Origin of the sequence: Acidisoma sp. S159 (assembly GCF_009766125.1) — a bacterium.
In the GTDB taxonomy this organism is placed as follows: domain Bacteria; phylum Pseudomonadota; class Alphaproteobacteria; order Acetobacterales; family Acetobacteraceae; genus Acidisoma.
In genome coordinates this window covers 53,721-79,253 of sequence record NZ_LMUG01000002.1, presented here as the reverse complement: position 1 = coordinate 79,253, position 25,533 = coordinate 53,721, and the positions used below count along the sequence as shown (strand labels likewise).

The following is a 25,533-nucleotide window of genomic DNA, read 5'->3' as shown; positions in this document are numbered from 1 at the left end:
CGGTTTTGGTCAGAAACTGCCCTTAGCGTCCGGAAAATCCGCGCCGAGCGTGGTCTTTTCCCAAGTGTCGAAATCCTTCGTCATCGATTCCAACTGCTTGCGCGCGAGTTGCAGAGCGGGCGCGCCGAGCAGCAGGTGCAGCGGGGGGTTCTCGGCATTGACCACGTCGATGATCGCCTGGCCCGCACGCACCGGATCGCCTTGCTGATTGCCGTGGCGCGCCGCAGTCTCGCTCCGGCGCTTGCCGGAGGTCTCGGCGTAGTCGGCGATCTGCTCCCGCGACTGCCCGATAGAACGGCCCGCGAAATCGGTGCGGAACGGACCCGGCTCGACGATGAGCACCTTGATCCCGAGCGACGCGACTTCCAGCGACAGCGCCTTGGAAATCGCCTCCACCGCATGTTTCGTCGCGGTGTAGTAGCCGCTCGCCGGGAAGGACATCAGGCCGCCGATCGACGACAGATTGACGATGAAGCCGCTGCGCCGCTTGCGCATTCCCGGCAGCACCGCCTTGGTCACGTCGACCAGCCCGAAGACATTGGTGTCGAACATCGCCCGCACGGCATCGTCCTCGCCTTCCTCAATCGCCGCGAGATAGCCGTACCCGGCATTGTTAACCAGAACGTCGATACGGCCGAACCGCGTCTCCGCCGCGCGCACCACCTCGGCGATATTTGTCGCATCCGTCACGTCGAGCGGCAGCGCGAGAGCCTGCGTGTCAAAACCCTCGACGATATCTTCAAGCTTGGTCTCGTCGCGCGCGGTCGCCACGACGCGATAGCCTTGTTGCAACAGCAGTTTGGCGAGTTCGCGGCCGAAGCCGGTGGAGCAGCCGGTAATGAACCAGACGGGAGTTTCTGTCTGTGACATATGTTTTTCCTATTCGATCAAGCGTGCCGGTCCACCAACGCCATCATCTTCTCGCCATAGCGCGGCCCGGAAACGATGTCGGGTGCGAGCGCTGCGTCCAGCGAGACGATTTCCTTGGCGTCCAGGCGGATATCGGCGGCGGCGATATTTTCTTCCAGATAGCTGCGACGCTTGGTGCCCGGGATCGGCACGACATCATCGCCCTTGTGCAGCAACCAGGCGACGGCGATTTGCCCGGCCTTGAACCCTCTGGCGGCGGCAATGTCATGCACGACCTTGGCCGCCTTCATATTGGCGTCGTAGTTCTGGCCTTGGTAGCGCGGATCGTGGCGGCGGAAATCATCGGCCGGATAATCCTCCGCACGCTGTGCATTGCCTGCCAGAAAGCCGCGGCCGAGAGGCGAGAAGGGAACGAGCCCGATGCCCAATTCGCGCAGCAGCGGCACGATCTCGGCTTCAAGATTGCGCTCCCACAGCGAATACTCGCTTTGCAGCGCCGAGACGGGATGCACGGCATGGGCCTTGCGAATATTGGCGACGCCGGCTTCCGAGAGGCCGAAGAAGCGCACCTTTCCCTGTTTCACGAAGTCGCTGACCGTGCCAGCAACATCCTCGATCGGCACGGTGCGATCGACCCGGTGCTGGTAGAGCAGATCGATGTGGTCGGTCTTCAGGCGCTTAAGCGAAGCTTCCACCGCAGCGCGGATCGTTGACGGCCGGCTGTCAGTACCGGTGTTCTTGCCACCCTCGATGCGGAAGCCGAATTTCGTCGCGATGACCACCTTGTCACGCTTGCCCGCCAGCGCCCGGCCGAGCAAATCCTCGTTGGCGAAAGGTCCGTAGACTTCCGCGGTATCGAGGAAGGTGCAGCCCAGGTCGATCGAGCGATGCAGCGTGGCGATCGACTCTGCCTCATCCGCTGGCCCGTAACTTTGGCTCATTCCCATGCAGCCAAGCCCGACGGCCGAAACCGTCAGGCCCTGACTGCCCAATTTCCGTTGTTGCATCGTCTTGTCCTTCAAAGTTGGCGCCCGTATTCGGAACCGGACGCCGCGCTCCTGCCGTCAGAGCATCTCCAGCGCGCGCTTGGAACGCGGGGGAGAAAAGCCGCGATCGATCTCCGCAAGATCGGCGTCGCTCAACGTCAAATCCGCCGCGCCGCGATTTTCCTCCAACCGGGCGAGCGTCGAGGTTTTCGGAATTACGATTACATCGGGATGCCGCAGCACCCAGGCAAGGGCGACCTGCGCCACCGTCGCCTCATGCCGCTCAGCCACGGCGGCCAGAACGGGCGACCGCAGCACGCGTCCGTTCTGGCCGAGCGGCGTGTAGGCCATGATCGCGATGCCCCGCTTGGTGCATTCGGGCAGCAGGCTGAACTCCACACCACGGGACTGCGGATTGTAGAGCACCTGATCCGCGAGGCAGGCCGCGTTCTTCGGTAGATCGATAATGTCGCTGGTGTCGAAATTGGACACGCCCCAGCCCCGGATCTTGCCATCCGCGCGCAGCTTCTCGAAGCCCGCGATAGTCTCCTCAACAGGCGTGCCGCCGATCCAATGCAGCAGATAGAGATCGACGGCCTCGGTGCCGAGGCGTTTCAAGCTGGCCTCACAGGCGCGGATGGTTCCGTCGCGCGTGGCATGGCTCGGCGCGACCTTGGTCACGAGGAAAACCTCGTCGCGGCGCCCGGCGATGGCCTCACCGACCAACCGTTCCGACTTGCCGTCGCCATAGATCTCGGCGGTGTCGATTAAAGTCATGCCGAGGTCGATGGAGCGCTGGATCACCCGCAGCTCCTCGGCGCGACGCCGGGCGTCGTCTCCCATCCGCCAGGTGCCCAAGCCGAGGGCAGGAACTTCGCGATTATCGCGCAATGCCACCGTTCGGATCGAAGTGCTCATGCCGCTGCCTCCTCCGCGAGACGCATCAGGCGCAGGAAGTTTCCGCCCCACAATGCCGCGATGGCGGGACGGTCATAGCCCCGCCGCAAAAGCTCCACCGTCACGGCGTGGCTCTCCCCGGCATTCCGCCATCCGGACACGCCACCGCCGCCATCGAAATCCGTGCCGATCCCGACATGCCGGATGCCGATCCGGCCAGTCGCATAATCGATGTGATCGACGAAATCGGCGACCGTAACCTCGCTCTCCTTCCGTCCCGCCTTGAGGAAAAAGGAAACGAGCGTGATCTGAACCACCCCATCCGTCTCCGCGAGCGCCTCAAGCTGTTCGTCGTCGAGGTTACGCGGATGATCGCAGAGCGCACGGATCGAGGAATGTGTCGCGATGACCGGAGTGCGGGAGAGGTGGGCCGCCTCGAGCATGCCGGGCTTCGAGACATGGGAGACATCGATCATCATGCCGAGTTCGTTCATGCGGCCGATCGCGGCGCGGCCCAGATCGGAGAGGCCGCCATGCAGCGCCGCCTCGTCGCCAAGGTCGCGCCGCGGCACCGCGGAATCCGCCAGTGCGTTGTGGCCATTGTGGGTCAGGGTCATGTAGCGCGCGCCGAGCGCCCGGAGCGGCACCAGCCGTTCCAGGTCTTCGCCGATCGCGTAGCCGTTCTCAACGACTGGAATGACAGCAGGCGCGCCCTCGAGCCGTGCCGCCGCGATTTCCTCGACCGTGGTGGCGAGCCGGCCGCATAGCCCGGCCTCGGAGGGCTCACCCATGGCGCGGATCGACTGCAGCATCGCGGTCGCTCTTAGGAATGCCTTCTCATGTCCCTCAGGCGTTCGCGGCCCCTGCGGCAGATAGGCCGCGAAGCAGCCCGCCGCGATGCCGCCCCGCCGCATCTTTGGCAGGTCGACACGGCGCGGCCCGTCCTCGAACGGGCTAGGGCCATTGGGCCAGGGGATGTCGATATGGCTGTCGATCGTCAGCGTGGCGGCGTGCAGGGCACGCGCCTCCGCGTCTAGGGTGTCGCTCATCCCCCCAGGCTTCGCCCGCGCGGCCCCGCCGTCAACCCCACAACGATTACTTCTTCGCCGGAACAGCTTTGCGGGCCGGCACCGTGCGCGGAACTGCCTTCACCGGAGCGGCTCCCGGCGTGCCGTTCTGAACCTTGGCGCGGCTCTGCGCCACCAGCGCGCCGCACTTATTGGGATCGTTCACCCCCAGCTCGATGGTCGGGAGCAAAGCAAGCGGAGCGGCGACGATGCCCAGCGCGACCGCCAGACCGCCTCGGGTCACGAGAGGCACCGGGTTCACGCCTATGCTCGGGTGCTTGAGGGCGCCGGTGATCGTGAAGGGGGTGGGCAGGTTGCCGACGCTGAAATTCTTGCTCTGCGTCCGCACGCCATAATCGATGGTCTGGCTCTTGAGGTTGACGGTGCCATGGCCGGCGATGATCGCCTCACCGGTGTCGAGCAGCATGGTGCGGGTATCGACGATGCCATGGTTGAGGGCGAAATCGCCGATGAAGCACTGCACGTCAGTACGGGTTGGAACACCCAGTGCCGAGAGGATCGCTTTGCCAAATTCGAGACCCACGAGGTTTACCAGCAGCGCGCTGAGATTGCCGCCGGACATATAGAGGGTGAGACCACCGTTGCCGTTGCCCATCCAGGTCGCCACGGAATTGCCGGTGGAATCGATCACCGCCCGGCCGCCAATGGAGCCGGCACCCTTGAAGGCATGGGTCGCGGCCATCAGGCGCGAGACATCCACCTGTTCGAAGTGAATGTCGGCCTTGGCGGCGATCTGCTTGTCGGGCTGGGGCACCAGGCTGATATCGCCGTTCACTCGCCCCTTGCCGATGGTGAAGATGATGGGGTGCAGGTTGATGCCGCCGTTGACCACATCCAGCGTCACGATGAGGCTGTCGAGTGGCACACTGCGGCCCTCGATATGCTTGCCGTTGTATTTCAGGTGGATATCGGCGGCATTCAGCTTGGGCAGGTTGAAGGGCTTGGTCGGCAGCAGGTTGTTGCTGCTGGCATCGGCCTTCGCCACCGTCTTCCGCTGCGCCGCCGTGGCGTTCTTGGTGGTCGCGCGGCCCGGATTGGTGCCGATGAAGCCGCCGAGATCAGCCAGGTCGATGCGATTGGATTGCAAATCCATGGTGACGTCGGGGCGCTTGTCCCGCGGCTGCTCGGTGATCGTGCCCTCGATGTCGCTATTGCCGACCACGCCACGTAAATCGTCGAAATGGATGCGGCCGGAGGCGCGAACATAGTTGAGCTTGCCGGTGATCTTGTAGGCAGGCGTGGCGGGGATCGGGATGCCCGTCAGCGGATAAAGATCGGACATATCGGCGCCGCTCAGCATCAGATCGAGATCGGTGCCCTCGAAAGCCATCGGGTCCTGCACGGTGCCGGTGAGTGAGACATGGGTCGCGCCATTGGCGAGCTTGACGTCGATCGGGAAGGGCTTCGTCTTGTCGGTGACGGTGAGCAGCGCGCCGACGAGTGCCTTGGCGGTGATGGGATGCTTCGCGTAGGTGCCCTTGGCGTCGATCACGACCTCATCGGTCTGGCCGTTTTGCGCGATCACGCCCTCGGCGTCATGCGTGGCGATCTGCGCGGTTAGGTCGGTCTTCATCTTGGGCACGAGCGCGTGAAGCTGCCCCTCCTCGATTGTCAGCCGGCCAATCTTGGGAGGCGGCGAGGGCTGCGTGCCGGGTTTCGGCGGCGCGGAAGTTTTCAGCTTCAGCGTATAGTTGTTGGTTCCGTCCTCCAGGGCGCGGACTTCCATCACCGGATGGTCGAGGTCGATCTTCGGGATCGAGATGATCCGGTGATGGATATAGGCCATCACATCAACGAGAACGCCGAGATGCGCGACCTTCGCCAGGGGTGGCACATCGGCGGGAAAGCCGTCCGGATTGGCGACCGTCACGTCATCCACGATGATCCGGGTGGTGCGGCCGAGGCGGACATGGAGATGCGCGATCGTCACCTTGCGGCCGATGGCGGAGGAGGCCTGAGACTCGACGATCGGAATAAACCAGTCCCAGCGCCAGAAGATGACAAGCAGCACGATCGCGAGGATAGGCACGCCGAGGAATATCGCGAGCTTCTTGCCGCCTCGACGCGTCATGCCGCTCCCCTTCCGCGCGTGAACAGCGCAGATGGGGAGGAGGCGAGGTTTTGCGAGAGACTAACTCGCGGCCTCTGGGATTGCTGGAGCGCCGTCCGCGCGGACCCGCCGCGGTCGTTCAGGCCAAGAAGATGGCCCACGTTGTGTGGACCATGATGGCGCGTGGGGACGTCTATCGGCCTTCGGTCGAACCGACGAGGAGCTACCCCGCAGCCCCCAGCGGCTCGCTTCGACGTTGCAGACTTGCTTGGGGCTCCTTTGCGGAACCCCTCTGGGCCTGCGGCCATGAGGTCGCGCCATCGCTGCAAACCACATGTCCGCACGCGCACTGCCCGCGATTTTCCGCGCACAACCCTGCGCCCGAGGGCCGTCCACACATGGATGCCCGGCCCCTGGCGGGGCGCTGTTCGCCGAGCATGATGACTTGCAGGTCGGGTCCGTCAAAGTCATCCGGGATGTTCTTTTAGGTCGACATGAGCCCCAACCGCTTATGCCAATCCGCGATGGACTCCTCAGGATAACGGTCGAAGACCTGATCCTTCGCGCCTTTCTCCACCTGCACCCAATCCGGCTTGAATTCGAGCATGAGATGCGTCGTCTCGGGCGCAGCAGGCAAGGGCGTGTCGATCACCGCGGCGAAGGGGTGGATCAGCTTCGGCCAGCGAGAATCGTACAGCCAAAGCCCGGAGCCGCATTCGCCGCAGAAGCTCCGCTCCGCATTGCTCGTATGGGTGCGCTTGTCCTCGGGGTTACGGATTTTAGCGTGATAGACCCGGATGTGCTCGCGGCCTTTGACCTTGAGCGTCTCGTTGTCACCGCTGAGATTGATGGCATAGCCGCCGCCGCCATCCGTCTTGCGGCAGATCGAGCAATAGCAGCGCTGATACGGGTAGGGATGCGGTGATTCCAGCGAGAACGACACCGCACCGCAGTGGCAAGATCCTTTGAGCTGCATTCAACGTCCTTTCGGGTCAGAGCCAGCCGCGGAACCGGAACCAGACCAGCGGCAGCACGGCGGAGAGCACGATCAGCGTCAGCCCATAGGGATAGCCGAAAGCCCAGTTCAGCTCCGGCATATCTTTGAAGTTCATACCGTAGATGCTGGCGACCAAAGTCGGCGGCACACCAACCACCGACACCACGGTCAGCACCTTGATGATATTGTTCTGCGCCGTGTTGATAAGACCGAGCGTCGCATCCAGCAGGAACTGCATCTTGTTGTTGAGGCTGTTGTCGTAGTCGGTGAGTGAGGTCACATCCCGCCGCAGCGACTTCATCCGCTCCTTGTGGGTCTTATTGATCCAGGTATCGCCCGCCTGCGTCACAAAGGGCAAAATCCGGTCGATCCCCAAAAGACTGTCCCGGACATGGGACATGAGATCGCCTGCGCGTCCGATCGTCTTGATCGTGAGCTGCAATTCCCGATCCTGCCGTCCCGGCCGCTTCCCGCTTTCTGGATCATGCATGAAGATGGTGCGGGACACGCGATCCAACTCGTCACGCGTCGTCTCGAGCAGGTCGGCGAGCTTCTCGACGATCCCTTCGAGAATGGTCAGGAAGATGCCGACCGGTCCCGCATCATCCATCGGCGTGCGGTGCTGCTCCTCGAGGAAAGCGCGGAAGGCCCGGCTATCGAGGAAGCGGATGGTGATGAGCCGCTCCTGCGACAAAACGAAACCCACCGGCTTTGAATGCGGATGCGGGCCATTGGCCGCGATCGTCAGCGGCATGCTCATGTAGATGGCGTGGCCGTCATAGGAGAGGCGGCTCGAGGTTTCGATCTCGTCGAGATCATCCTCGCTGGCTATGGTGAAGCCGGTCGCGCGCAAGACCCGGGCCTTCTCTTCCTCGGTGGGTTCGAAAAGATCGATCCACTGAGCCTTGGCGATAGCCGCATCGTCCGCCCCAAGATCGGCGAGCGGGCGTCCTTCCTGCGAAGCATAGGCTTTGAGCATGCGGGATTCTCGGCTTATGAGGTCGGAATTGGGGCGGGCGGCTGGTTTCGCAACGTTAGCTCGGCCGCCAACATTGGATTGCCGTTCACCTTACGGTGCCACGTCATGCTCCGCGAGCACCGAACGGCCAAGCCCTCCGGCCGCTCAGCCGCGCAGCAGCTTCGCGGCGGCCGGAGCGAAGTAGGTCAGCACGCCGTTGCAGCCGGCACGCTTGAACCCCACCAGGCTCTCCATCATCGCCGCTTCCTCGTTCATCCAGCCGTTGCGCGCGGCGGCCACGATCATCGCGTATTCGCCGGACACCTGATAGGCGAAAGTCGGCACGCCGAAACGCTCCCGCACGCGGCGGATGATGTCGAGATAGGGCATCCCCGGCTTGACCATGATCATGTCGGCGCCCTCGGCCAGATCCATCGCCACCTCGCGCAGCGCCTCATCGGAATTGGCCGGATCCATCTGATAGGTCTTCTTGTCGCCCTTGAGCGCCCCGGCGGACCCTACCGCATCCCGGAACGGACCATAGAAGGCGCTCGCGTATTTGGCCGCATAGCTCATGATCCGGGTCTGGACGAAACCCCGCTCATCCAGCGCCGCCCGAATGGCGGCGACTCGCCCATCCATCATGTCGGACGGCGCGATGACGTCGATCCCGGCCTCCGCCTGCACCACGGCCTGCCGCGCCAGGATCTCCACCGACTCGTCGTTATGAACATAGCCCTGACGGATCACCCCGTCATGGCCGTGATCCGTATAGGGATCGAGCGCCACATCCCCAACCAGACCAACCTCGGAAAACTCGCGCTTGAGCAGCCGGGCGGCCGAGCAGATGAGGTTCTTGGGATTGGTCGCCTCCGTCCCCTCGGCGTTCTTCCGCTCCCGCGGAGTCGCCGGAAAGATGGCGATCGCGGGAATGCCGAGCTTCACGGCGCCCTCGACATGCCCGGCCAGCCGGTCGATCGTGACGCGCTGTACCCCGGGCATGGTGGCGACGTCCTCGACCTCGCCCTGACCCTCGCGCACGAAGATCGGCCAGATCAGGTCATCGACCGAAAGGTGGTTCTCGGAGACCAGCCGCCGCGCCCAACCTTCCTGGCGCAAACGGCGGAGGCGGGTCTGGGGGAAGCGGGCGTCGGTCATGGGCAAGCCTCTCACGCTAGTGACGCGTCATATAAAGCTTCCTACATCCAACGGCACAGGCAGTCCTGCCTTGGCGCCGCGACTGTTCACCGCGGCCGCACCTCCGTGTTATGAGGCTGATCCCGCCTGAGTTTCCGCGTCGCCCCGCGTCCACGGCCTGGCCCCGCCCGAAAGGTATAACGCGCCATGAATGAGCAGATTCCCCGCGCCAGCCTGGACCGCTTCTTCAGCGCGTCGGTCGAGCAAACCGATCCCGAACTCGCCAATGCCCTCAGGCGCGAGCTCGCCCGCCAGCAGGACGGTATCGAGCTGATCGCCAGCGAGAACATCGTCTCCCGCGCCGTGCTGGATGCCCAGGGCAGCGTGCTGACCAATAAATACGCCGAGGGCTATCCCGGCCGCCGCTACTACGGCGGCTGCGCGGCGGTCGATATCGCCGAACAGCTCGCGATCGACCGCGCCAAGGAGATCTTCGGCTGCGAATTCGCCAATGTGCAGCCCCATTCGGGCGCGCAGGCGAATCAGGGCGTCATGCTGGCGCTCATCAAGCCCGGCGATACTTTCCTAGGCATGAGCCTCGCCGCCGGCGGCCATCTCAGCCACGGCGCCGCGCCCAATCTTTCTGGAAAATGGTTCAACGCCTTGCAATACGGCGTGCGGAAGGATGACGGGCTGCTCGATTACGAGGAGCTGGAGCAGAAAGCGCGGGACGGCAAGCCGAAGCTCATCATCGCGGGCGGCTCGGCCTATCCCCGCGTCATCGACTTCGCGCGCATCCGCAAGATCGCGGATGAGGTCGGCGCGCTGTTCATGGTCGATATGGCGCATTTCGCCGGACTCGTTGCGGCCGGCGTTCACCCCAGCCCGCTGCCGCATGCCCATGTCGTGACGACCACCACCCACAAGACGTTGCGCGGCCCGCGCGGCGGCATGATCCTCAGCAACGACGCGGAGCTGGGCAAGAAGATCAACTCGGCGATGTTCCCCGGCCTGCAGGGTGGTCCGCTCATGCATGTCATCGCCGCCAAGGCGGTGGCTTTCGGCGAGGCGCTGCGGCCCGAGTTCCGCACCTACCAGAAAGCCGTGGCCGAAAACGCCAAGGTTCTGGCCGCGACCCTGGTCGAGCGCGGCTTCGACATCGTCACCGGCGGCACCGACACGCATCTTATGCTGGTCGATCTCCGCCCCAAGCGCGTCACCGGCAAGGCCGCCGAGGCGAGCCTGGAACGCGCCCATATGACCGCCAACAAGAACGCCATCCCCTTCGACCCCGAGAAGCCGGCTATCACCTCAGGCATCCGCCTCGGCACCCCGGCCGCCACGACGCGCGGCTTCGGGGCGGAGGAGTTCCGCGAGATCGGCCGGATGATCGACGAGGTATTGACCGGCCTCTCCGGCGCCAATGAGGAAGGTGGCAACGCTTTGGTGGAGCAAGCGGTCGGCAAGCGCGTCCAGGCGCTCTGCGCGCGCTTCCCGATCTACCCGCACTGAGGAGACCGCATGCGCTGCCCCTTCTGCGGTCAGGATGACGCTCAGGTAAAGGATAGCCGGCCCAGCGAGGATGGGTCGGCGATCCGGCGGCGCCGCTTCTGCGGCTCCTGCAGCCAGCGTTTCACGACCATCGAGCGGGTGCAGCTACGCGAACTCGTGGTGGTGAAATCTGATGCGCGGCGTGTGCCTTTCGACCGCGACAAGCTCGCCCGCTCCATTCGCATCGCGCTCCGCAAGCGGCCGGTGCAGGAGGAGCGCATCGACCGTATCGTCAACAGCATCGTGCGGAAACTGGAAAGCAGCGGCGATAGCGACGTGCCCAGCAAGCAGATCGGCGAGCTGGTGATGGAGACGCTGAAGGAGGTGGACGACGTCGCCTATGTCCGCTTCGCCAGCGTCTACCGCAACTTCCGCGAGGCCAAGGATTTCGAGCATTTTCTTGGGGAGCTGACCGAGAAGGTGGATCCGCAGGCGGTGTGACGCTGCCTTGTCATGCTCGGCGAAGGCCGAGCATCCACGCCTTTGCAGCGCCGCCACAAGCAAAGGCGTAGATCCTCCGCCTTCGCCGAGGATGACGTGGGAGTGCCTTCACAAAACCCATTCACCCCCTCGCATCACCGGCTGCGCCGAGCCATCCGCCGCCAGCCCGTCTACAGCGATCTCCGACGAACCAATCATCCAGTCGATATGGATGAGGCTGCGGTTGGCGCCGCGCGCGACCAGTTCCTCCTCGCTCAGCGCCTCATAGTTCCGGATGCACTTGTTGTAGGCTTGCCCCAGCGCGATGTGGCTTGCCGCGTTCTCGTCGAACAGCGTGTTGTAGAACAGAACACCACTTTTCGCGATCGGCGAGGAGGCCGGCACCAGCGCCACTTCGCCCAAATGCGACGCACCCGCATCGGTCTCCAGCACGCGCTTGAGCACCGATTCGCCCGTTGTCGCGTGTGCCTCCACGATGCGACCCTCGGCGAAGCGCACCTCGATGCCCTCGATCAGCGTGCCCTGGTAGGACAGCGGCTTCGTGCTTCTGACACGCCCATCCACCCGCAGCGCATGGGGCGTGGTGAAGACCTCCTCGGTTGGGATATTCGGGTTGCAGATGATGCCATTCCGCGCCGATTCCGACCCGCCCGCCCATTCGTGATCGTCAGCCAGGCCGACCGTGAGATCGGTGCCCGGTCCACGGAACCGCAGCGCCGAAAAACGCCGCTCGTTGAGATAAAGGCGGCGATCGTGCAGCCGAGCGTTGTGAGCCTTCCAAGCCTCGACCGGATCGGCTTCGTTGATGCGCGAGGCCGCGAAGATCGCTTCCCACAGCGCCTCGACCGCCTCGGCCTCGTTCAGATCGGGGAACACATTCCGAGCCCACGCCGGGGTCGCATAACTCACGATCGACCAGTTGATGTGGAAATCCACGATCCGCTGCAGCGCCGGCTGATAGGCCTTCGAGCGCGCGCGATTGGCGCGGCTCACCCGCTCCGGATCCTCGGCCGCCAGCAGCGCCGGGTCGTCGCCCGCGATCGCCAGCCGTGCCGCATTGTTGGAGAAGGCTTTCGCCATGCCCTCATAGAGCCAGCCCGCGGCGGTATCGAAGCCGCCATCATGGCCCTGGCGGAACCGTGCGAGCGTCGCCACGTCGTCGCCGTAGAGTGTCGTGACGAGGGAAGCGCCCGCACGATAGGCGTGTTCGGTGATGCGCCGGGCCAAGGGCAGCGCCTCGATCGGCGCCGTCATCACCAGCTCCTGCCCCTCGCGCAGGCCGAGGCCGATGCGCACCGCCACCTCGCCAAGCCGGTCGAGCTTCGCCGCGAAATCCATTTTCCGAACCCCTCTATCCGTCGCCCATCCAAAGCAAGATGCGGCCTTGGTCAAGCCGGGGCGGGATGACGGACGCGTCTTGGCCGACTATCCTCGCCACCATGAACGCCGCACCCTCCAGCCTCCTCGGCCCCGACGAGCCATCCCCCTTCACCATTGACCACCCGCAGGGAAGTTCCGACATCTTCCTGGTCTGCGATCATGCCGGTCGCCGTGTCCCGTCGAAGCTTGGCGACCTCGGCGTCCCGGCCCCGGAATACGAGCGGCACATCGCCTACGACATCGGCGCCTCCGCCGTCGCCGTGCGCATGGCGGATGGCCTCGACGCCACGCTGATCCGCCAGACCTATTCGCGCCTGGTGATCGACTGCAACCGCGACCCCTCCGTGCCCAGCTCCATCCCGGAGATCAGCGAAGTCACCGAGATTCCCGGCAACCGAGATCTGCTGCCGGAACAGCGCGAGGCCCGGCGGCGGGAAATCTTCGCGCCCTATCACGACGCCATAGTGGCGGCCCTGGATCGCCGCGCCGCCGCTGGTCGTCCCACCGCACTGGTGGCGGTCCATAGCTTCACGCCGGTCTACAAGGAGGAGGTGCGGCCCTGGCACGTCGCCGTACTGTTCAACCGCCAGCCCAGACTGTCGCTAATCCTCAAGGACCTGCTGGAGGCGGAAGGCGGCCTGACGGTCGGCGTCAACGAGCCGTATTTCGTCAGCGACCTCACCGACTACACGATCCCCGTCCACGCGGAGCGGCGTGGTCTGCCTTACCTTGAACTCGAAATCCGCCAGGATCTCATCGCCAATCCCACCGGCCAGGCCGAATGGGCCGAGCGGCTGATCCGGCTGGTACCTTGGGCCTGGGAACAGTTCAGCGGCCAAGAAGCGTAAGCCTTTTTCCAGCAACCACTAAGGGATGAGGGTGTCAGGCCATTGGCGAGCTTGTGTCCGCCCCCCTCTATGCTCGACATAAGGCAGTCTGTTACTGCGCGCGTCGGCGGATGAGTTTTCTTTCCCGGAACGTTCGGCAATGGCGTGTGTCGTCGTAACTTTCGGGGAACCTTTCTATGGCGTCGCGTTGCAGGATCGTGGTGGGCATTCCCACCCGTGGCCGGGCACCTATTCTTCGTGAGACGCTGACCGAACTCGCCCGCCAGACGCGGCTGGCGGATGAGATCATCATTTGCGGTGCGGAAGCCATCGACTCCGAGGGGATCGCCGAAGCCTTCCCGGCCGTGACGGTGCTCACCAGCGCGCCCGGCGCCTCGACGCAGCGTAACGCCATCATCAAGGCGGCCGCCGAGGCCGACATCCTGATCTTCTTCGATGATGACTTCCTGGCGGATTCCGCCTATCTCGCCGCCATCGAGAGCCACATGACCTCGAACCCCCGGCTGATGGTCGCAACGGGCCTGGTGCTGGCCGATGGCATCGGCGGTCCTGGGCTGTCTCCGGCCGAGGGCCGCGCGATCCTGGCGGCGGCGGGAACAGTCACTGACGGCACGAAGCCGACTTTCTCCGGCTATGGCTGCAACATGGCGGTGCGGATGGCGCCGATGCGCGAACATGCGATCCGTTTCGACGACCGCTTGCCGCTCTACAGCTGGCAGGAGGATGTCGATCTCTCGCGGCGCCTCGCGGTCTTCGGGGATGTGGCGAAGCTGGAAGCCGCCCGTGGCGTGCATTTGGGCGTCAAGCGCGGCCGAGGCTCCGGCGTCAAGCTTGGTTACTCGCAGGTCGCCAATCCGCTCTATCTCGTGAGCAAGCGCGCCGGCTATCCGATGTTTCGCGCGCTCGAGCACATCGCCCGCAACATGGCCAAGAACCTGGCGCGTGCCGGCTGGCCCGAGCCTTACGTCGATCGCCGCGGCCGCCTGCGCGGCAACCTATTGGCCCTGCGCGACCTCGCGGCAGGCCGCATGACGCCGGAACGCGTGCTGGAGCTGTAGCGCGAACCCACCCCAAACCCCTCCCTTGCAGGGAGGGGAGTCCGCGTCCCTTCTCCCGTCCCCGCAAGGGAGGGGTTGGGGGTGGGTTCTATGCCAACCGCGCCCGCCTGATTCCCCCGCTGTCCACACCCCTACTTGGCCAAGCGCCCAAAGGGATGACACCAAAGATCTTGCGCGAGGCACTCGTTCAGGCCGAAATACTTATCGGTAACACTTATGGTCTGTCATCGGCTGATGACCACCATTGCAACACTAGGAAATTCGTAGAACTCCAGGAATCCAGCCAATGGAAAGCCGTTGCAGGATTGTGGTTGGTCTGCCCACGCGGGGACGGGCCACTATTCTTCGCGAAACCTTGAGTGACCTCGAACGGCAGACACGCAAAGCTGATGCGATCATCGTCTGCGGCGCGGACGCCTCAGATGTCGAGGGCGTAGCCGAGAGCTTTCCGGCGGTCAGCCTGCTCACCAGCAAACCCGGCCTCACGACACAACGCAACGCCATCATCGACGCTGCCGCCGACGCCGACGCCGATATCCTGGTCTTCTTCGACGACGATTTCATTCCCGACCCGACCTATCTCGCGAATGTCGAACGTCACATGATGGCTGATCCCCACCTTGTCGTCACAACTGGGCGCGTGCTGGCGGACGGGATTGGCGGTCCCGGCCTGTCGCCCTCCGAAGGCCGCGCCATCGTCGCCGCGGCACACGAAGACATCGACGAGGTGAAACCGGCTTTCTCCGGCTATGGCTGCAACATGGCGCTCCGCGTCGCGCCCATGCGCGAACACGACATCCATCTTGACGATCGCCTGCCGCTTTACGGCTGGCAGGAGGATGTCGATCTGTCGCGGCGCCTAGCCGCCTTCGGCGATATCGTGCGGCTCGAGGGGGCGAGGGGCGTTCATCTCGGCGTCAAGAGCGGGCGTGGCTCAGGCGTCAAGCTCGGCTATTCGCAGGTCGCCAATCCGCTATATCTGGCGGGCAAACACGCGGGCTATCCACTGGGCCGCGCCCTCGAACATATCGCGCGGAACATGGCCAAGAATCTCGCGCGCGCCGGCTGGCCCGAGCCATACGTCGATCGCCGAGGCCGTCTGCGCGGAAACCTTCTGGCACTGCGTGATTTGCTGACTGGACGGATGGCGCCGGAGCGCGTCTTGGAGCTTTGAGGCGGGATGTCGTCAGTTTGGACCGCGCTCATTCCACCACGTCATGCTCGGCGAAGGCCGGGCATCCACGCCTTGGCTTCGCCAAGCAAGCAAAGGCGTGGATGGCACGCGGGGGGGCCGCCCCGCCTTCGCGTGCCATGACGGATCTGGGTGGTGGTTCAGCACTAGGGTCATCACACACTAGACGGCGGAAGGGCCGGAACGAATTCCGCCCCACGCGGAACTCCTAGCCTGGAACCTCATCCGTCGTGACGAGGAACGTCGTCAACAAACTCGGCCCGAAGATCGTGGAGATCGCGACGTCGGCCGCATCACGCCCGATGCCGATCAGCACGCGGCCGATGCGGCGCCGGTTGTGCCGTGCATCGAAGGTATACCAGCGGTTGCCGAGATAAGCCTCGAACCAGCCGCTGAAATCCATCGGCGCGGTATCCTTGGGCACGCCGATATCGCCGAGATAGCCGGTGCAGTAACGCGCCGGAATATTCATGCAGCGGCACAGCGTAAGTGCCAGATGCGCGAAATCGCGGCAGACGCCCTTCTGCTCCTGCCAGCCCTCATAGGCGGTCCGCGTGTTGCGCGCGTCGTTATAGTTAAAGGTGATACGGTTGTTCGCGTATTCGACAATCGCCGCGACGCGTCCCCAGCCGGGCGGAATATGGCCGAACTCCCGCCAGGCAAGGTCGGAGAGCTTCTCGGTCTCGCAATAGCGGCTGCCGAGCAGGAATTGGAGTGTTTCCGGCGGCAGGTCTTCGACCGCGTTCTGCACGGCGTCAGGCTCGTAATCATCCAACACGCCAGGATCGTTGATCACCGTATCGGTGCTGAAACGTATTTCACCCGGCGGCACAAAGACCCGGCTACAAAGGTTCCCGAAGCTGTCGTAATATTGGAAAACCGGCAGCTCGGGTTCGCATTTGATGATGTCCGGCGCATGGAGATCCATGGCCCGTTCGGGCCGGACATTCAGCATGAGCACCATCGGCGTCGGCTGCGGAACCTGGAAGGCGATTTCGTAGCCAAGCCGGATCTGCATCTTGCGGTCTCCTGAGAGCGTTAGTGGGCATATCGGGAGCCGGCGCGGACTTTAGAAGGTGTCTCCCTTTTTCGCTATGCAGGAAACGGGCCGCGGCGGCGTTAACCTGTGCCGCGGGCCTTGACCGCGAACCGCACCGCTTCCTCGGCCGCGCGGAACAGGGCGCGCGCCTTGTGCCGGCTTTCCTCGTATTCGAGTTCGGGCACGCTATCCGCCACAACGCCGCCCCCGGCCTGCACATGCATGACGCCATCCTTCACCACGGCGGTCCGCAGGCCGATGCAGGTATCCATCGTGCCGTCGGCCGCGAAATAGCCGATGCAGCCGCCATAGATGCCGCGCCGCGTGGGCTCCAGCTCCTCGATGATCTCCATCGCCCGCACCTTCGGCGCACCCGTTAGTGTGCCAGCCGGAAAACCGGCGACCAGGGCGTCCAGCGCCGTCAGCCCCGCCTTGAGCTTGCCGCGCACGTTGGAGGAGATGTGCATGACATGGCTGAACCGCTCGATCACGAAGCTCTGCGTCACCTCGACCGAGCCTGGCTCGGCGACCCGCCCGACATCGTTCCGCCCCAGGTCGAGAAGCATGAGATGCTCCGCGCGCTCCTTCGGATCGGCGAGCAACTCGGCCTCCAGCCGCGCATCCTCTTCAGGCGATGCGTTGCGCGGCCGGGTGCCGGCGAGGGGCCGGATGGTCACGTCGCCGTCGCGGTAGCGCACCAGGATCTCGGGGCTGCTGCCGACCACCGCGAAGCCCGGAAAGTCGAGATGGAACAGGAACGGCGCCGGGTTGATGCGGCGCAACGCCCGGTAAAGGGCGAGGGAGGGCAGCGGAAAGGGCACCGAGTAGCGCTGGCTCGGCACCGCCTGGAAGATATCGCCGGCGACGATGTATTCCTTCATTCGCTCGACGATGCCCATGAACTCGTCTTTGCTCATATTCGAGCGCGGCTCGGGCAGCGGATCGATGGGTTTCGCCGGCGCCGAGGGTGGCAACGGCTGTTGGAGCGCCGTCTCCGCCTCATCGAGCCGCCCCTCGGCCAGCCTCAAAGCGGCCTCGGCATCGATGCCGGGCCGGGGATAGATCGGCGCGGCGAGGGTCAGCACGTCCCGCACATTGTCGAATATGGCAAAGAGGGTCGGGCGCGTCAGGATCGCGTCGGGCACGCCGAGCGCATCGGCATTCTTCTCCGGCAGCCGCTCCATCAGCCGCACCATGTCGTAGGCGAGGTAGCCGACCAGCCCGCCCGCCATCGGCGGCAATCCGGGCGGCAGGTCGAGCCTTGTGCGCGCCACCAGCGCCCGCAGGCTATCGAGCGGTGCGGCGTCATCCACGGCATAGGTCTCGGGCGTGCCGAGCGCATTGGCGTTCAGCTCGGCCCGCCCGTCGCGGCAGCGCCACACCAGATCGGGCGCCATGCCGATGATGGAATAGCGGCCACGCGAGGCGCCGCCCTCAATGCTTTCAAGCAGGAAGGAATAGGGCCGGCCATGGGCCAGCTTGAGAAAAGCACCGACGGGCGTTTCGAGATCCGCCGGGCTGTCCCGCCACACCAGCGCGCCCCGTCCTGCCTGATACGCGGCACGGAAGGCGGCGGCCATGGTCTCGGCGGTCATGCGAGCGGGGTCCTTGATTTAGGGGTGTTGTGCGCGGCGCCTCGTGCGCCCGTCGCGTTCGAGGGCTCGGTCACGGCTGGGCGATCTGCTGGATGACGGCTTGATTGACGTGCGGATTGGCCCGTGCCGTCACCGCGCCCGCGAAAATCGCCTGCATATCGCTGGAGACGGTGCCGGATAGCTGCGTCTTCAACTGGTCGTAACCCACCGGGTCCTTGCTCGGATCGGGCCTCTGGATGCTGTCGAGCACCGCGACCACGAAGCCATCGGGCGTCTCAACCATTGAGCTTTCGCCCACCGTCAGCCCGAAGAGCGGCGTGACGAGGTTTTGCGGAATACCCGGCGGTAGCGCGCCGTTATGGGTGATCGGCCCGCTCGTCTGCACGGTGAGATTCAACGGCGAAGCCGCGCCTTGCAGGGTCCGGCCCGATTGCATGGCGCCGAGCAGACCGGCCGCGACGGTTTCCTGCTCGCGGCGGATCGCGGCATGCGTCCAAGCGGCGAGGACCTGCGGCTGCACCGCCAAGAAGTCGCGCTGCGCGGCGGGGGTGATGCCGTCCACGACCAGGGCGAAATAGCTGTGATCGGGGCCGTTGATGAGCGCCGCCTTCTGGTTCACGCCCTGCTTGAATGCCTGCGCCACCACCGCCGCGCGCAAGGCAGCGGCGCCGGGGATCGGCACAGGCTGGCCCTCGGGCGAGATGCCGTTGGTATCAACCGACCCCTGCAATCCGACGAGTCCGAGATCGCCCGGAAGCTTGTCCAGCGGCGTACCGCCTGCCAGCGCGTCCTGGAACGCATTTACCCGCTGCTCGACCAGCGCGACGGCGCGCTCGCGCGCCACCTGCTGGCGCAAGGCGGGCGCCATCGATTCGAAGCCTGGTGCGCCGCCAGGCTTGATGCCGGTGACCTCGATCACCGCCCAGCCGCTGCCGGTATGGATCGGCGCGCTCACCACATTCGCCGCCGCCTCGAAGGCCGCGTCGGCGATCTCGGGGCTTGGTACCTGGGCGGCGGTGGTGTCGGGCAGTTGGATCGCATTGGCGCCAGCAGCGCTCGCGGCCTTCTGCATCGCGTCCCAGTCGGCGCCGGCCGACCAGGTGGCGGCGAGGCGTTTCGCCGTCGCCTCGTCGGAGGCCACCACCGCGTTGATGCTGCGGGTCTCGACCTTGGTCTGGGCAGCGCTCGCCTGCTGGTAGAGCGGCCGGATATCGGCGTCGGACACCGTGATGCCGCGCGCGACCGCGTCCGGCGACAGCACCGCCACCGCGATGTGGCGATATTCCGGCGCGCTGAAATCCTGCGGGTGGTTGCGATACCAACGCTGCAATTCCGCCGGTGTCGGCGTCGGGGGCGGCGGAGCGGCGGAGAAGGGCAGGGTGACGAAGCGCACGATCCGCGCCTCGTTCTGGATCGCATAGGCGGTGCGCACCATCGTCGCCGGCGCCGTTGCCGAAGCGCGGACGGTGTTGAGTAATTGGTTGCGCATGAGCTGCGCGCGCATAAGGTCGAGGAACTCGCCCTCGGTCATGCCGTTCTGCTGCAACACCTGGTCAAACCGCGCGCGGTTGAACTGGTGCTGCGCGTCCTGGAACACGTCCATGCCGTAGACTTCCGTCCTCAGAGCGGCGTCGGGCGCGGCGAGGCCGAGGCGCTGGGCCATCTGGTCGATCGCCGCCTGGGCAACCAGCCGCGCCGTCGCCTGCTCGGCGATCATCATGCGCATCGGCGGCGTGATCTGGTCGGGGCCGCCCAGTTGCTGGGCGGTCTGCTGTATCTGCTGGCGAAACGCCTGATCGGCGGCTTGCGGGCTTATCCGCGTGCTGCCGACCCGCGCCGCCGAACCGTCATTGCCGAGGTTGCGCACCACGTCGCCCACCCCCCAGACCGCGAAGGACGCGACGAGGACGATGAAGAGGATCCGGGCGGGCCAGGTATTGAGGGAGCGGCGGAGGAGGGCGAGCATAGGTGGTCACGAACCTGGCTGTGATGAGGGGCGCGCACCATAGGCATGCGAGCCAGTGTTTGCCAGTTCCCTCCGGCCGTCCTATCTGCCGGGGCCTGCACGGAGAGAATGACGATGCGCCCCTTGATCGCCGGCAACTGGAAAATGCATGGGCTAACCGCGGAGTCGGCGGAGCTTGCGCAGGCACTACGAAAGGGTGTCGGCGCTCTGGCTCCCGAGATGCTGGTTTGCCCGCCAGCGACGCAGATCGCGGCGGTCGCGGCCATTCTGGAGCATTCCGGCATCGCGATCGGCGGCCAGGATTGCCATGCCGAGACGCAGGGCGCCCACACAGGCGAAATTTCCGCCGCCATGCTGCGCGATGTAGGGGCGAGCTTCGTGATCCTCGGCCATTCCGAGCGCCGGGCCGACCAGGGTGAAACCGACGAGTTGGTTGCCGCCAAGGCGCGCGCGGCCGTCGCGGCCGGGCTTGTTGCCATCATCTGCGTGGGCGAATCGGGTGCCGAGCGGGCCGCCGGCCAGGCTGAGGCTGTAGTGGAGCGCCAGCTCGCTGGCAGCCTCTGCGAGGATTTCGCGGGCGTCATCGCCTATGAGCCGATCTGGGCGATCGGCACCGGCCGCGTCCCGACCCTCGACGATATCGTCTGCATGCATCGCGTCATCCGCGACCACCTGCTCGGCGCGCATGAGCAGGGCGCCGCGGTTCGGATTCTGTATGGCGGTTCGGTCAAGCCGGGCAACGCCGCCGAGATCCTGAAACTACCGGAAGTCGGCGGCGCCCTGGTCGGCGGCGCCAGCCTGGTCGCCGCAGATTTCCTGGCGATCGCTGCGGCGGCGCCGGGCGTTATATAAGGATCGCGTTATACGGCCGCGCAGAGGCTTGGAGTGACGGGACGGCGAGAGGATATGTGGGCGGTGACAGGCTAGTTCGGCGCCCGCGTGAAGCTTCTGTTATGTGGATAAGGCGAGTCCGACCGATTGGCTCCGCGCACGACTTCCGACGCTTTCGCCGCGTTTTGGGCGGCTCGCCATACCGCGTCGTCGACGGCAGAATGCTCCCAGTAGCGTTCACTGAGAGAGCTGTGAGTCCCTCCGGCTTCCGATGCTCGCCCGCCGCACGCAAAATGATTTCCCACAGTGTCTCCTCGTGAAGCAGTGCGTTACATCACGTTGATGCTGCGCTGCCAGGATAGGTGCAATTTGTTAGCGGGCCACTAACCCATGTCTAGCTTACTAACATAATAACTTGCTTATATGTTTATGAGAGGCTCGCTCGTGCGAGGCTGTCATGTCGTGCCTCTCTGGTCGCTGTCCTGGCCCACTGCTATAGCGCGCGAGATACCCATGATCCGGCGGCGCCTCCCCGTGTGCCGGCAAGCCCTGAGGATCCCGCCAATGGCCCGTCGCCGACAGCTCTATGAGGGCAAAGCGAAGATCCTGTTCGAAGGACCGGAGCCCGGCACGCTCGTACAATACTTCAAGGATGACGCCACCGCCTTCAACGCCCAGAAGAAGGGCGTCATCACCGGCAAGGGCGTGCTGAATAACCGCATTAGCGAGTTTCTGATGACGCGCCTGGGCGAGATCGGCGTTCCCACGCACTTCATTCGCCGTCTCAACATGCGCGAGCAACTCATTCGCGAGGTCGAGATAATCCCCCTCGAAGTCGTCGTGCGCAATGTCGCGGCTGGCAGCCTATCGACCCGGCTTGGCATTCCGGAGGGCACCCGCTTGCCGCGCAGCATCATCGAATTCTACTACAAGAACGACGCGCTCAACGATCCGATGGTCGCTGAGGAGCATATCACCGCCTTCGGCTGGGCCGCCCCACCGGATATGGACGACATCGTCTCGCTGACGCTGCGCGTGAACGACTTCCTGACTGGCCTGTTCCTCGGCGTCGGCATCACCCTTGTAGACTTCAAGCTGGAATTCGGCCGGCTCTGGGAAAACGAGGATATGCGCATCGTCCTTGCCGACGAGATCAGTCCGGATAACTGCCGTCTCTGGGACAGCAAGACCAACGAGAAGATGGACAAGGACCGGTTCCGCCGCGACCTCGGCAAGGTCGAGGAAGCCTATCAGGAAGTTGCCCGCCGCCTCGGCATCCTGCCCGAGGCCGGCATGCGCGACATGAAGGGGCCGGAGATGATGCAGTGAGGGGCTCGCCCCGTCATGGCATGCGACCCTCCCGTCTTGGCACGCGAAGGCACCCCACTTCCTCGTCATGGCACGCGAATGCGTGCCATCCACGCCGTGCATTCGCAAAGCAAGCCAGGCGTGGATGCTCGGCCTTCCCCGAGCATGACGGGTTGTAGAGATTCTACGCTTCGCCGGAGAGCCAAATGAAAGCCATCGTTACCGTCATGCTGAAGACCGGCGTCCTCGACCCGCAAGGCAAGGCCATCGGCCATGCGCTTGGAACTCTGGGGTTTTCCGGAATCGGCGAGGTCCGCGCCGGCAAGGTCATCGAGATCGAACTAGCCGAAACCGACGCCGCGAAGGCCCAAGCGGCAGCCGAGGAAATGTCGCGGAAACTGCTCGCGAACACTGTCATCGAAAGCTTCAAGGTGGAGATCGCCTGACCATGGCCTTCCGCGCCGGCATCGTCCTTTTCCCCGGCACCAATCGCGAGCGTGACATCGCCATCGCACTAGCCGCCGCCAATGGCGGGCGAGAGCCGGTGATCATCTGGCACAAGGACACGACACTTCCGCCGCTCGACCTCGTGGTCCTGCCCGGCGGCTTCAGCCATGGCGACTATCTGCGCTGCGGCGCGATGGCCGCGCAGTCTCCGGTCATGCGCGCGGTGCGCGATTTCGCGTCGGCCGGCGGCCATGTTCTCGGCGTCTGCAACGGCTTCCAGATCCTGACCGAGGCCGGGCTGCTGCCAGGTGCGCTACTGCGCAACGCCGGCCTCCGCTTCCTCGCACAGGACCACCACATCCGCGTCGAGAGCACCGACACCATCTACAGCCGCGGCTACGTCCAGGGCCAATCGATCCGCGTCATCCTCGCCCACGGCGACGGCAACTACGCCGCCGACGAGGAGACTCTCGACCGGCTGGAAGGCGAGGGGCGGGTGGTCTTCCGCTACAGCCGCCGGGACGGCACGGTAGCGCCGGACGCCAACCCGAACGGCAGCGCCCGCGCCATCGCCGGCATTTGTTCCGAGAACCGCCGCGTGCTCGGCCTCATGCCGCATCCCGAGGATGCGGTGGAAGCGCTGATCGGCGGCGAGGACGGTAAGCCGATGTTCGCCGGTCTCGCGGAGGCGCTGGCCGCATGAGCAGCCGCCCAATCGATGCTGACCTCGCCCGCTCCTTCGGCCTGAACGCCGAGGAATATGCTCGCGTCCTTACCATCATGGGCCGCACGCCCAGTCTGACGGAACTCGGCATCTTCAGTGTGATGTGGTCGGAGCATTGCTCCTACAAATCGTCCCGCGTCTGGCTGAAGGAATTGCCGACCAAGGCCGCCTGGGTCGTCCACGGCCCTGGAGAGAACGCGGGCGTGGTCGATATCGGTGACAACCTCACCGCCATCTTCAAGATGGAGAGCCACAACCACCCGAGCTTCATCGAACCCTACCAGGGCGCCGCCACCGGCGTCGGCGGCATCCTGCGCGATGTCTTCACGATGGGCGCGCGGCCGATCGCCAATCTCAACGCGTTGCGTTTTGGGCGCCCCGAGAATCCCCGCACCAAGCGCGTGGTCGATGGCGTCGTGCGCGGTATCGGCGGCTACGGCAATTGCGTCGGCGTGCCCACCGTGGGCGGCGAGGTGAATTTCCACGCCGCCTATGACGGCAATCCGCTGGTCAATGCGATGACCGTTGGCATCGCCCCGCGCGACCGCATCTTCCTCTCGGCCGCCGCAGGCCAGGGCAACCCCGTGGTCTATGTCGGCTCCAAGACCGGGCGGGACGGCATCCACGGCGCGACCATGGCCTCGGCCGAATTCGCCGCCGATTCTGAGGAGAAGCGCCCGACCGTGCAGGTCGGCGATCCTTTCACCGAGAAGCTGCTCATCGAGGCTTGTCTCGAACTCATGGCGACCGATGCGATCATCGCCATCCAGGACATGGGCGCTGCCGGCCTCACCAGTTCGGCGGTCGAGATGGCAGGCAAGGGTGGCGTCGGCATTTCGCTCGACCTCGATGCGGTGCCGCAGCGCGAGACCGCCATGACGGCCTATGAGATGATGCTGTCCGAGAGCCAGGAACGCATGCTCATGGTGCTGGACCCGGCGCGGGAAGGCGTGGCGCGGGCGATTTTCGAGAAATGGGATCTCGACTTCGCGGTGATCGGCCGTATCACGGATACCGGCCACATCGTGGTCTCCCATAAGGGCCAGATCGAGGCCGATATCCCGCTACAGCCGCTGGCCGATGAGGCGCCGCTGTACCGGCGGCCCTTCATCCTGCCAGTGGCACCAGCAGTACTCGATCACGCGGCGATCGAAAGCCCTGTCTCATTGAAGGACGCGCTGCTGACGCTCATCGCCTGCCCGGACCTGTGCTCGCGCGCCTGGATCTGGAACCAGTATGACGCGGCGGTGGGCGGCCAGACGGTGAAGCGGCCGGGCGCCGCCGATGCCGCCATCGTCCGGATCGAGGGTTCCCGCCGCGCGCTGGCGCTCACCACCGACTGTACGCCGCGCTATTGCCAGGCGGATCCCCGCACCGGCGGCGCTCAGGCGGTGGCTGAGGCCTGGCGCAACATCACCGCGACGGGTGCTCGCCCGCTGGCCGTGACCGACAACATGAACTTCGGCAATCCCGAGAAGCCCGAGATCATGGGCCAGTTCGCGGCGGCCATCCAGGGCATGGCGGCGGCCTGCACCGCGCTCGACTTCCCCGTCGTTTCCGGAAACGTAAGCCTTTACAACGAAACTGAGGGCCGCGGCATTTTGCCGACACCGGCCATCGGCGGCCTGGGCGTGATCGAGGATGCGGCCCGGGCGCGGGGCATCGCGCTGACGCCGGGGCTCGACCTGGTCGTGGTCGGCGAGGATGGCGGCTGGCTCGGCCAATCTCTTTGGCTGCGCGAGATCGCCGGGCGGGAGGAAGGCGCGCCGCCGCCTGTCGATCTGGTGCGGGAACGTCGGCATGGTGACTTCGTGCGCCACCAGATCGCGGCGGGCGATGTGGCTGCCTGCCACGACGTCTCGGATGGCGGCCTGCTGATCGCGGTCGCCGAGATGGCGCTGGCGGGCGATACGGGCGTGGCGCTGCTCGACCAGCCGGACGCCGTCACGGCGCATGGCTTTTGGTTCGGCGAGGATCAGGCCCGGTATGTGGTGGCGCTCGCCGATGGCACACCGCTACTCTCGGCGGCGCATACGGCCGGTATTTCCGCCCGGCTCATCGGCCGATCCGGCGGCCGGGATTTGACTTTGCCTGGCGGCGTTTCGATATCCTTGGCTACACTACGGGAGGCGCATGGGCGCTTCTTTGCCGAATGGATGGCGTGAACCGA

Annotated in this window: 22 protein-coding genes; 10 read left to right on the top strand and 12 right to left on the bottom strand. The window is 65.1% G+C overall.

What is annotated here, in order from left to right; genetic code table 11:
* Positions 1 to 9: 9 nt before the first annotated feature.
* From GSQ92_RS00585 to hemB, 8 genes are all read right to left on the bottom strand, one after another.
* A complete protein-coding gene (locus tag GSQ92_RS00585) occupies positions 10 to 870 on the bottom strand; it encodes an oxidoreductase (RefSeq protein WP_158800956.1) in 861 nt (286 codons plus the stop codon).
* Positions 871 to 887: 17 nt separating this feature from the next.
* Complete coding sequence (locus GSQ92_RS00580) at positions 888 to 1,877, bottom strand: aldo/keto reductase (protein ID WP_158800955.1); 990 nt, start codon at positions 1,875 to 1,877, stop codon at positions 888 to 890.
* 57 nt (positions 1,878 to 1,934) lie between these two features.
* Positions 1,935 to 2,774, bottom strand: coding sequence for an aldo/keto reductase (locus GSQ92_RS00575; protein ID WP_158800954.1), 840 nt, complete (start codon positions 2,772 to 2,774; stop codon positions 1,935 to 1,937).
* Positions 2,771 to 3,802: a dipeptidase gene (locus GSQ92_RS00570; protein WP_158800953.1), complete on the bottom strand. Its 1,032-nt coding sequence runs from the start codon at positions 3,800 to 3,802 to the stop codon at positions 2,771 to 2,773. The genes GSQ92_RS00575 and GSQ92_RS00570 overlap by 4 nt, the downstream gene beginning before the upstream one ends.
* 46 nt (positions 3,803 to 3,848) lie before the next feature.
* Complete coding sequence (locus GSQ92_RS00565) at positions 3,849 to 5,912, bottom strand: AsmA family protein (RefSeq protein ID WP_158800952.1); 2,064 nt, start codon at positions 5,910 to 5,912, stop codon at positions 3,849 to 3,851.
* 463 nt (positions 5,913 to 6,375) lie between these two features.
* Positions 6,376 to 6,867: a GFA family protein gene (locus GSQ92_RS00560; protein ID WP_158800951.1), complete on the bottom strand. Its 492-nt coding sequence runs from the start codon at positions 6,865 to 6,867 to the stop codon at positions 6,376 to 6,378.
* 16 nt (positions 6,868 to 6,883) lie between these two features.
* Positions 6,884 to 7,867, bottom strand: a complete 984-nt coding sequence (locus GSQ92_RS00555; protein WP_158800950.1) for a magnesium transporter CorA family protein — start codon at positions 7,865 to 7,867, stop codon at positions 6,884 to 6,886.
* 144 nt (positions 7,868 to 8,011) lie between these two features.
* Complete coding sequence (hemB, locus tag GSQ92_RS00550) at positions 8,012 to 9,004, bottom strand: porphobilinogen synthase (protein WP_158800949.1); 993 nt, start codon at positions 9,002 to 9,004, stop codon at positions 8,012 to 8,014.
* A gap of 186 nt (positions 9,005 to 9,190) precedes the next feature.
* Here hemB and glyA point away from each other — a divergent pair, with 186 nt between their 5' ends.
* Positions 9,191 to 10,495 (top strand): serine hydroxymethyltransferase, encoded by a 1,305-nt coding sequence (gene glyA / locus GSQ92_RS00545; protein WP_158800948.1) that lies wholly within the window; start codon positions 9,191 to 9,193, stop codon positions 10,493 to 10,495.
* 9 nt (positions 10,496 to 10,504) lie between these two features.
* A complete protein-coding gene (gene nrdR / locus GSQ92_RS00540; RefSeq protein WP_158800947.1) occupies positions 10,505 to 10,975 on the top strand; it encodes a transcriptional regulator NrdR in 471 nt (156 codons plus the stop codon).
* 108 nt (positions 10,976 to 11,083) lie between these two features.
* On the opposite strand, the gene GSQ92_RS00535 is transcribed toward nrdR, so the two are convergent.
* Positions 11,084 to 12,313, bottom strand: a complete 1,230-nt coding sequence (locus GSQ92_RS00535) for an aminopeptidase (protein ID WP_158800946.1) — start codon at positions 12,311 to 12,313, stop codon at positions 11,084 to 11,086.
* A gap of 65 nt (positions 12,314 to 12,378) precedes the next feature.
* On the opposite strand from GSQ92_RS00535, the gene GSQ92_RS00530 reads away from it, so the two are divergent.
* The 3 genes from GSQ92_RS00530 (at position 12,379) to GSQ92_RS00520 (ending at position 15,435) form a co-directional block, all read left to right on the top strand.
* Entirely contained in the window at positions 12,379 to 13,203 is an 825-nt protein-coding gene (locus GSQ92_RS00530; RefSeq protein WP_158800945.1) for an N-formylglutamate amidohydrolase, read from the top strand.
* 176 nt (positions 13,204 to 13,379) lie between these two features.
* Positions 13,380 to 14,261, top strand: coding sequence for a glycosyltransferase family 2 protein (locus tag GSQ92_RS00525; protein WP_159012816.1), 882 nt, complete (start codon positions 13,380 to 13,382; stop codon positions 14,259 to 14,261).
* 286 nt (positions 14,262 to 14,547) lie between these two features.
* The gene (locus tag GSQ92_RS00520) at positions 14,548 to 15,435 is read left to right on the top strand and encodes a glycosyltransferase family 2 protein (RefSeq protein ID WP_159012815.1); all 888 of its coding nucleotides are present in this window, start codon (positions 14,548 to 14,550) and stop codon (positions 15,433 to 15,435) included.
* 226 nt (positions 15,436 to 15,661) lie between these two features.
* Here GSQ92_RS00520 and GSQ92_RS00515 read toward each other — a convergent pair whose 3' ends face one another.
* The 3 genes from GSQ92_RS00515 to GSQ92_RS00505 all read right to left on the bottom strand — a co-directional run bounded on the left by GSQ92_RS00515 (position 15,662) and on the right by GSQ92_RS00505 (position 20,053).
* On the bottom strand, positions 15,662 to 16,471 hold the full coding sequence (locus GSQ92_RS00515; protein ID WP_158801966.1) for a transglutaminase family protein: 810 nt from the start codon (positions 16,469 to 16,471) through the stop codon (positions 15,662 to 15,664).
* Between the two features lie 101 nt (positions 16,472 to 16,572).
* On the bottom strand, positions 16,573 to 18,087 hold the full coding sequence (gene trpE, locus GSQ92_RS00510) for an anthranilate synthase component I (protein WP_158801967.1): 1,515 nt from the start codon (positions 18,085 to 18,087) through the stop codon (positions 16,573 to 16,575).
* Positions 18,088 to 18,157: 70 nt separating this feature from the next.
* Positions 18,158 to 20,053 (bottom strand): peptidylprolyl isomerase, encoded by a 1,896-nt coding sequence (locus tag GSQ92_RS00505; RefSeq protein WP_158801968.1) that lies wholly within the window; start codon positions 20,051 to 20,053, stop codon positions 18,158 to 18,160.
* A gap of 114 nt (positions 20,054 to 20,167) precedes the next feature.
* Here GSQ92_RS00505 and tpiA point away from each other — a divergent pair, with 114 nt between their 5' ends.
* The 5 genes from tpiA (at position 20,168) to purL (ending at position 25,528) form a co-directional block, all read left to right on the top strand.
* Positions 20,168 to 20,905, top strand: a complete 738-nt coding sequence (gene tpiA, locus GSQ92_RS00500) for a triose-phosphate isomerase (RefSeq protein ID WP_216849974.1) — start codon at positions 20,168 to 20,170, stop codon at positions 20,903 to 20,905.
* Between the two features lie 543 nt (positions 20,906 to 21,448).
* Entirely contained in the window at positions 21,449 to 22,213 is a 765-nt protein-coding gene (purC, locus tag GSQ92_RS00495) for a phosphoribosylaminoimidazolesuccinocarboxamide synthase (RefSeq protein WP_158801970.1), read from the top strand.
* 185 nt (positions 22,214 to 22,398) lie between these two features.
* On the top strand, positions 22,399 to 22,638 hold the full coding sequence (gene purS, locus GSQ92_RS00490) for a phosphoribosylformylglycinamidine synthase subunit PurS (RefSeq protein ID WP_158801971.1): 240 nt from the start codon (positions 22,399 to 22,401) through the stop codon (positions 22,636 to 22,638).
* 2 nt (positions 22,639 to 22,640) lie between these two features.
* Complete coding sequence (gene purQ, locus GSQ92_RS00485; protein WP_158801972.1) at positions 22,641 to 23,342, top strand: phosphoribosylformylglycinamidine synthase subunit PurQ; 702 nt, start codon at positions 22,641 to 22,643, stop codon at positions 23,340 to 23,342.
* Entirely contained in the window at positions 23,339 to 25,528 is a 2,190-nt protein-coding gene (gene purL, locus GSQ92_RS00480; RefSeq protein ID WP_158801973.1) for a phosphoribosylformylglycinamidine synthase subunit PurL, read from the top strand. Before purQ ends, purL begins: the two co-directional genes overlap by 4 nt.
* Positions 25,529 to 25,533 lie beyond the last annotated feature (5 nt).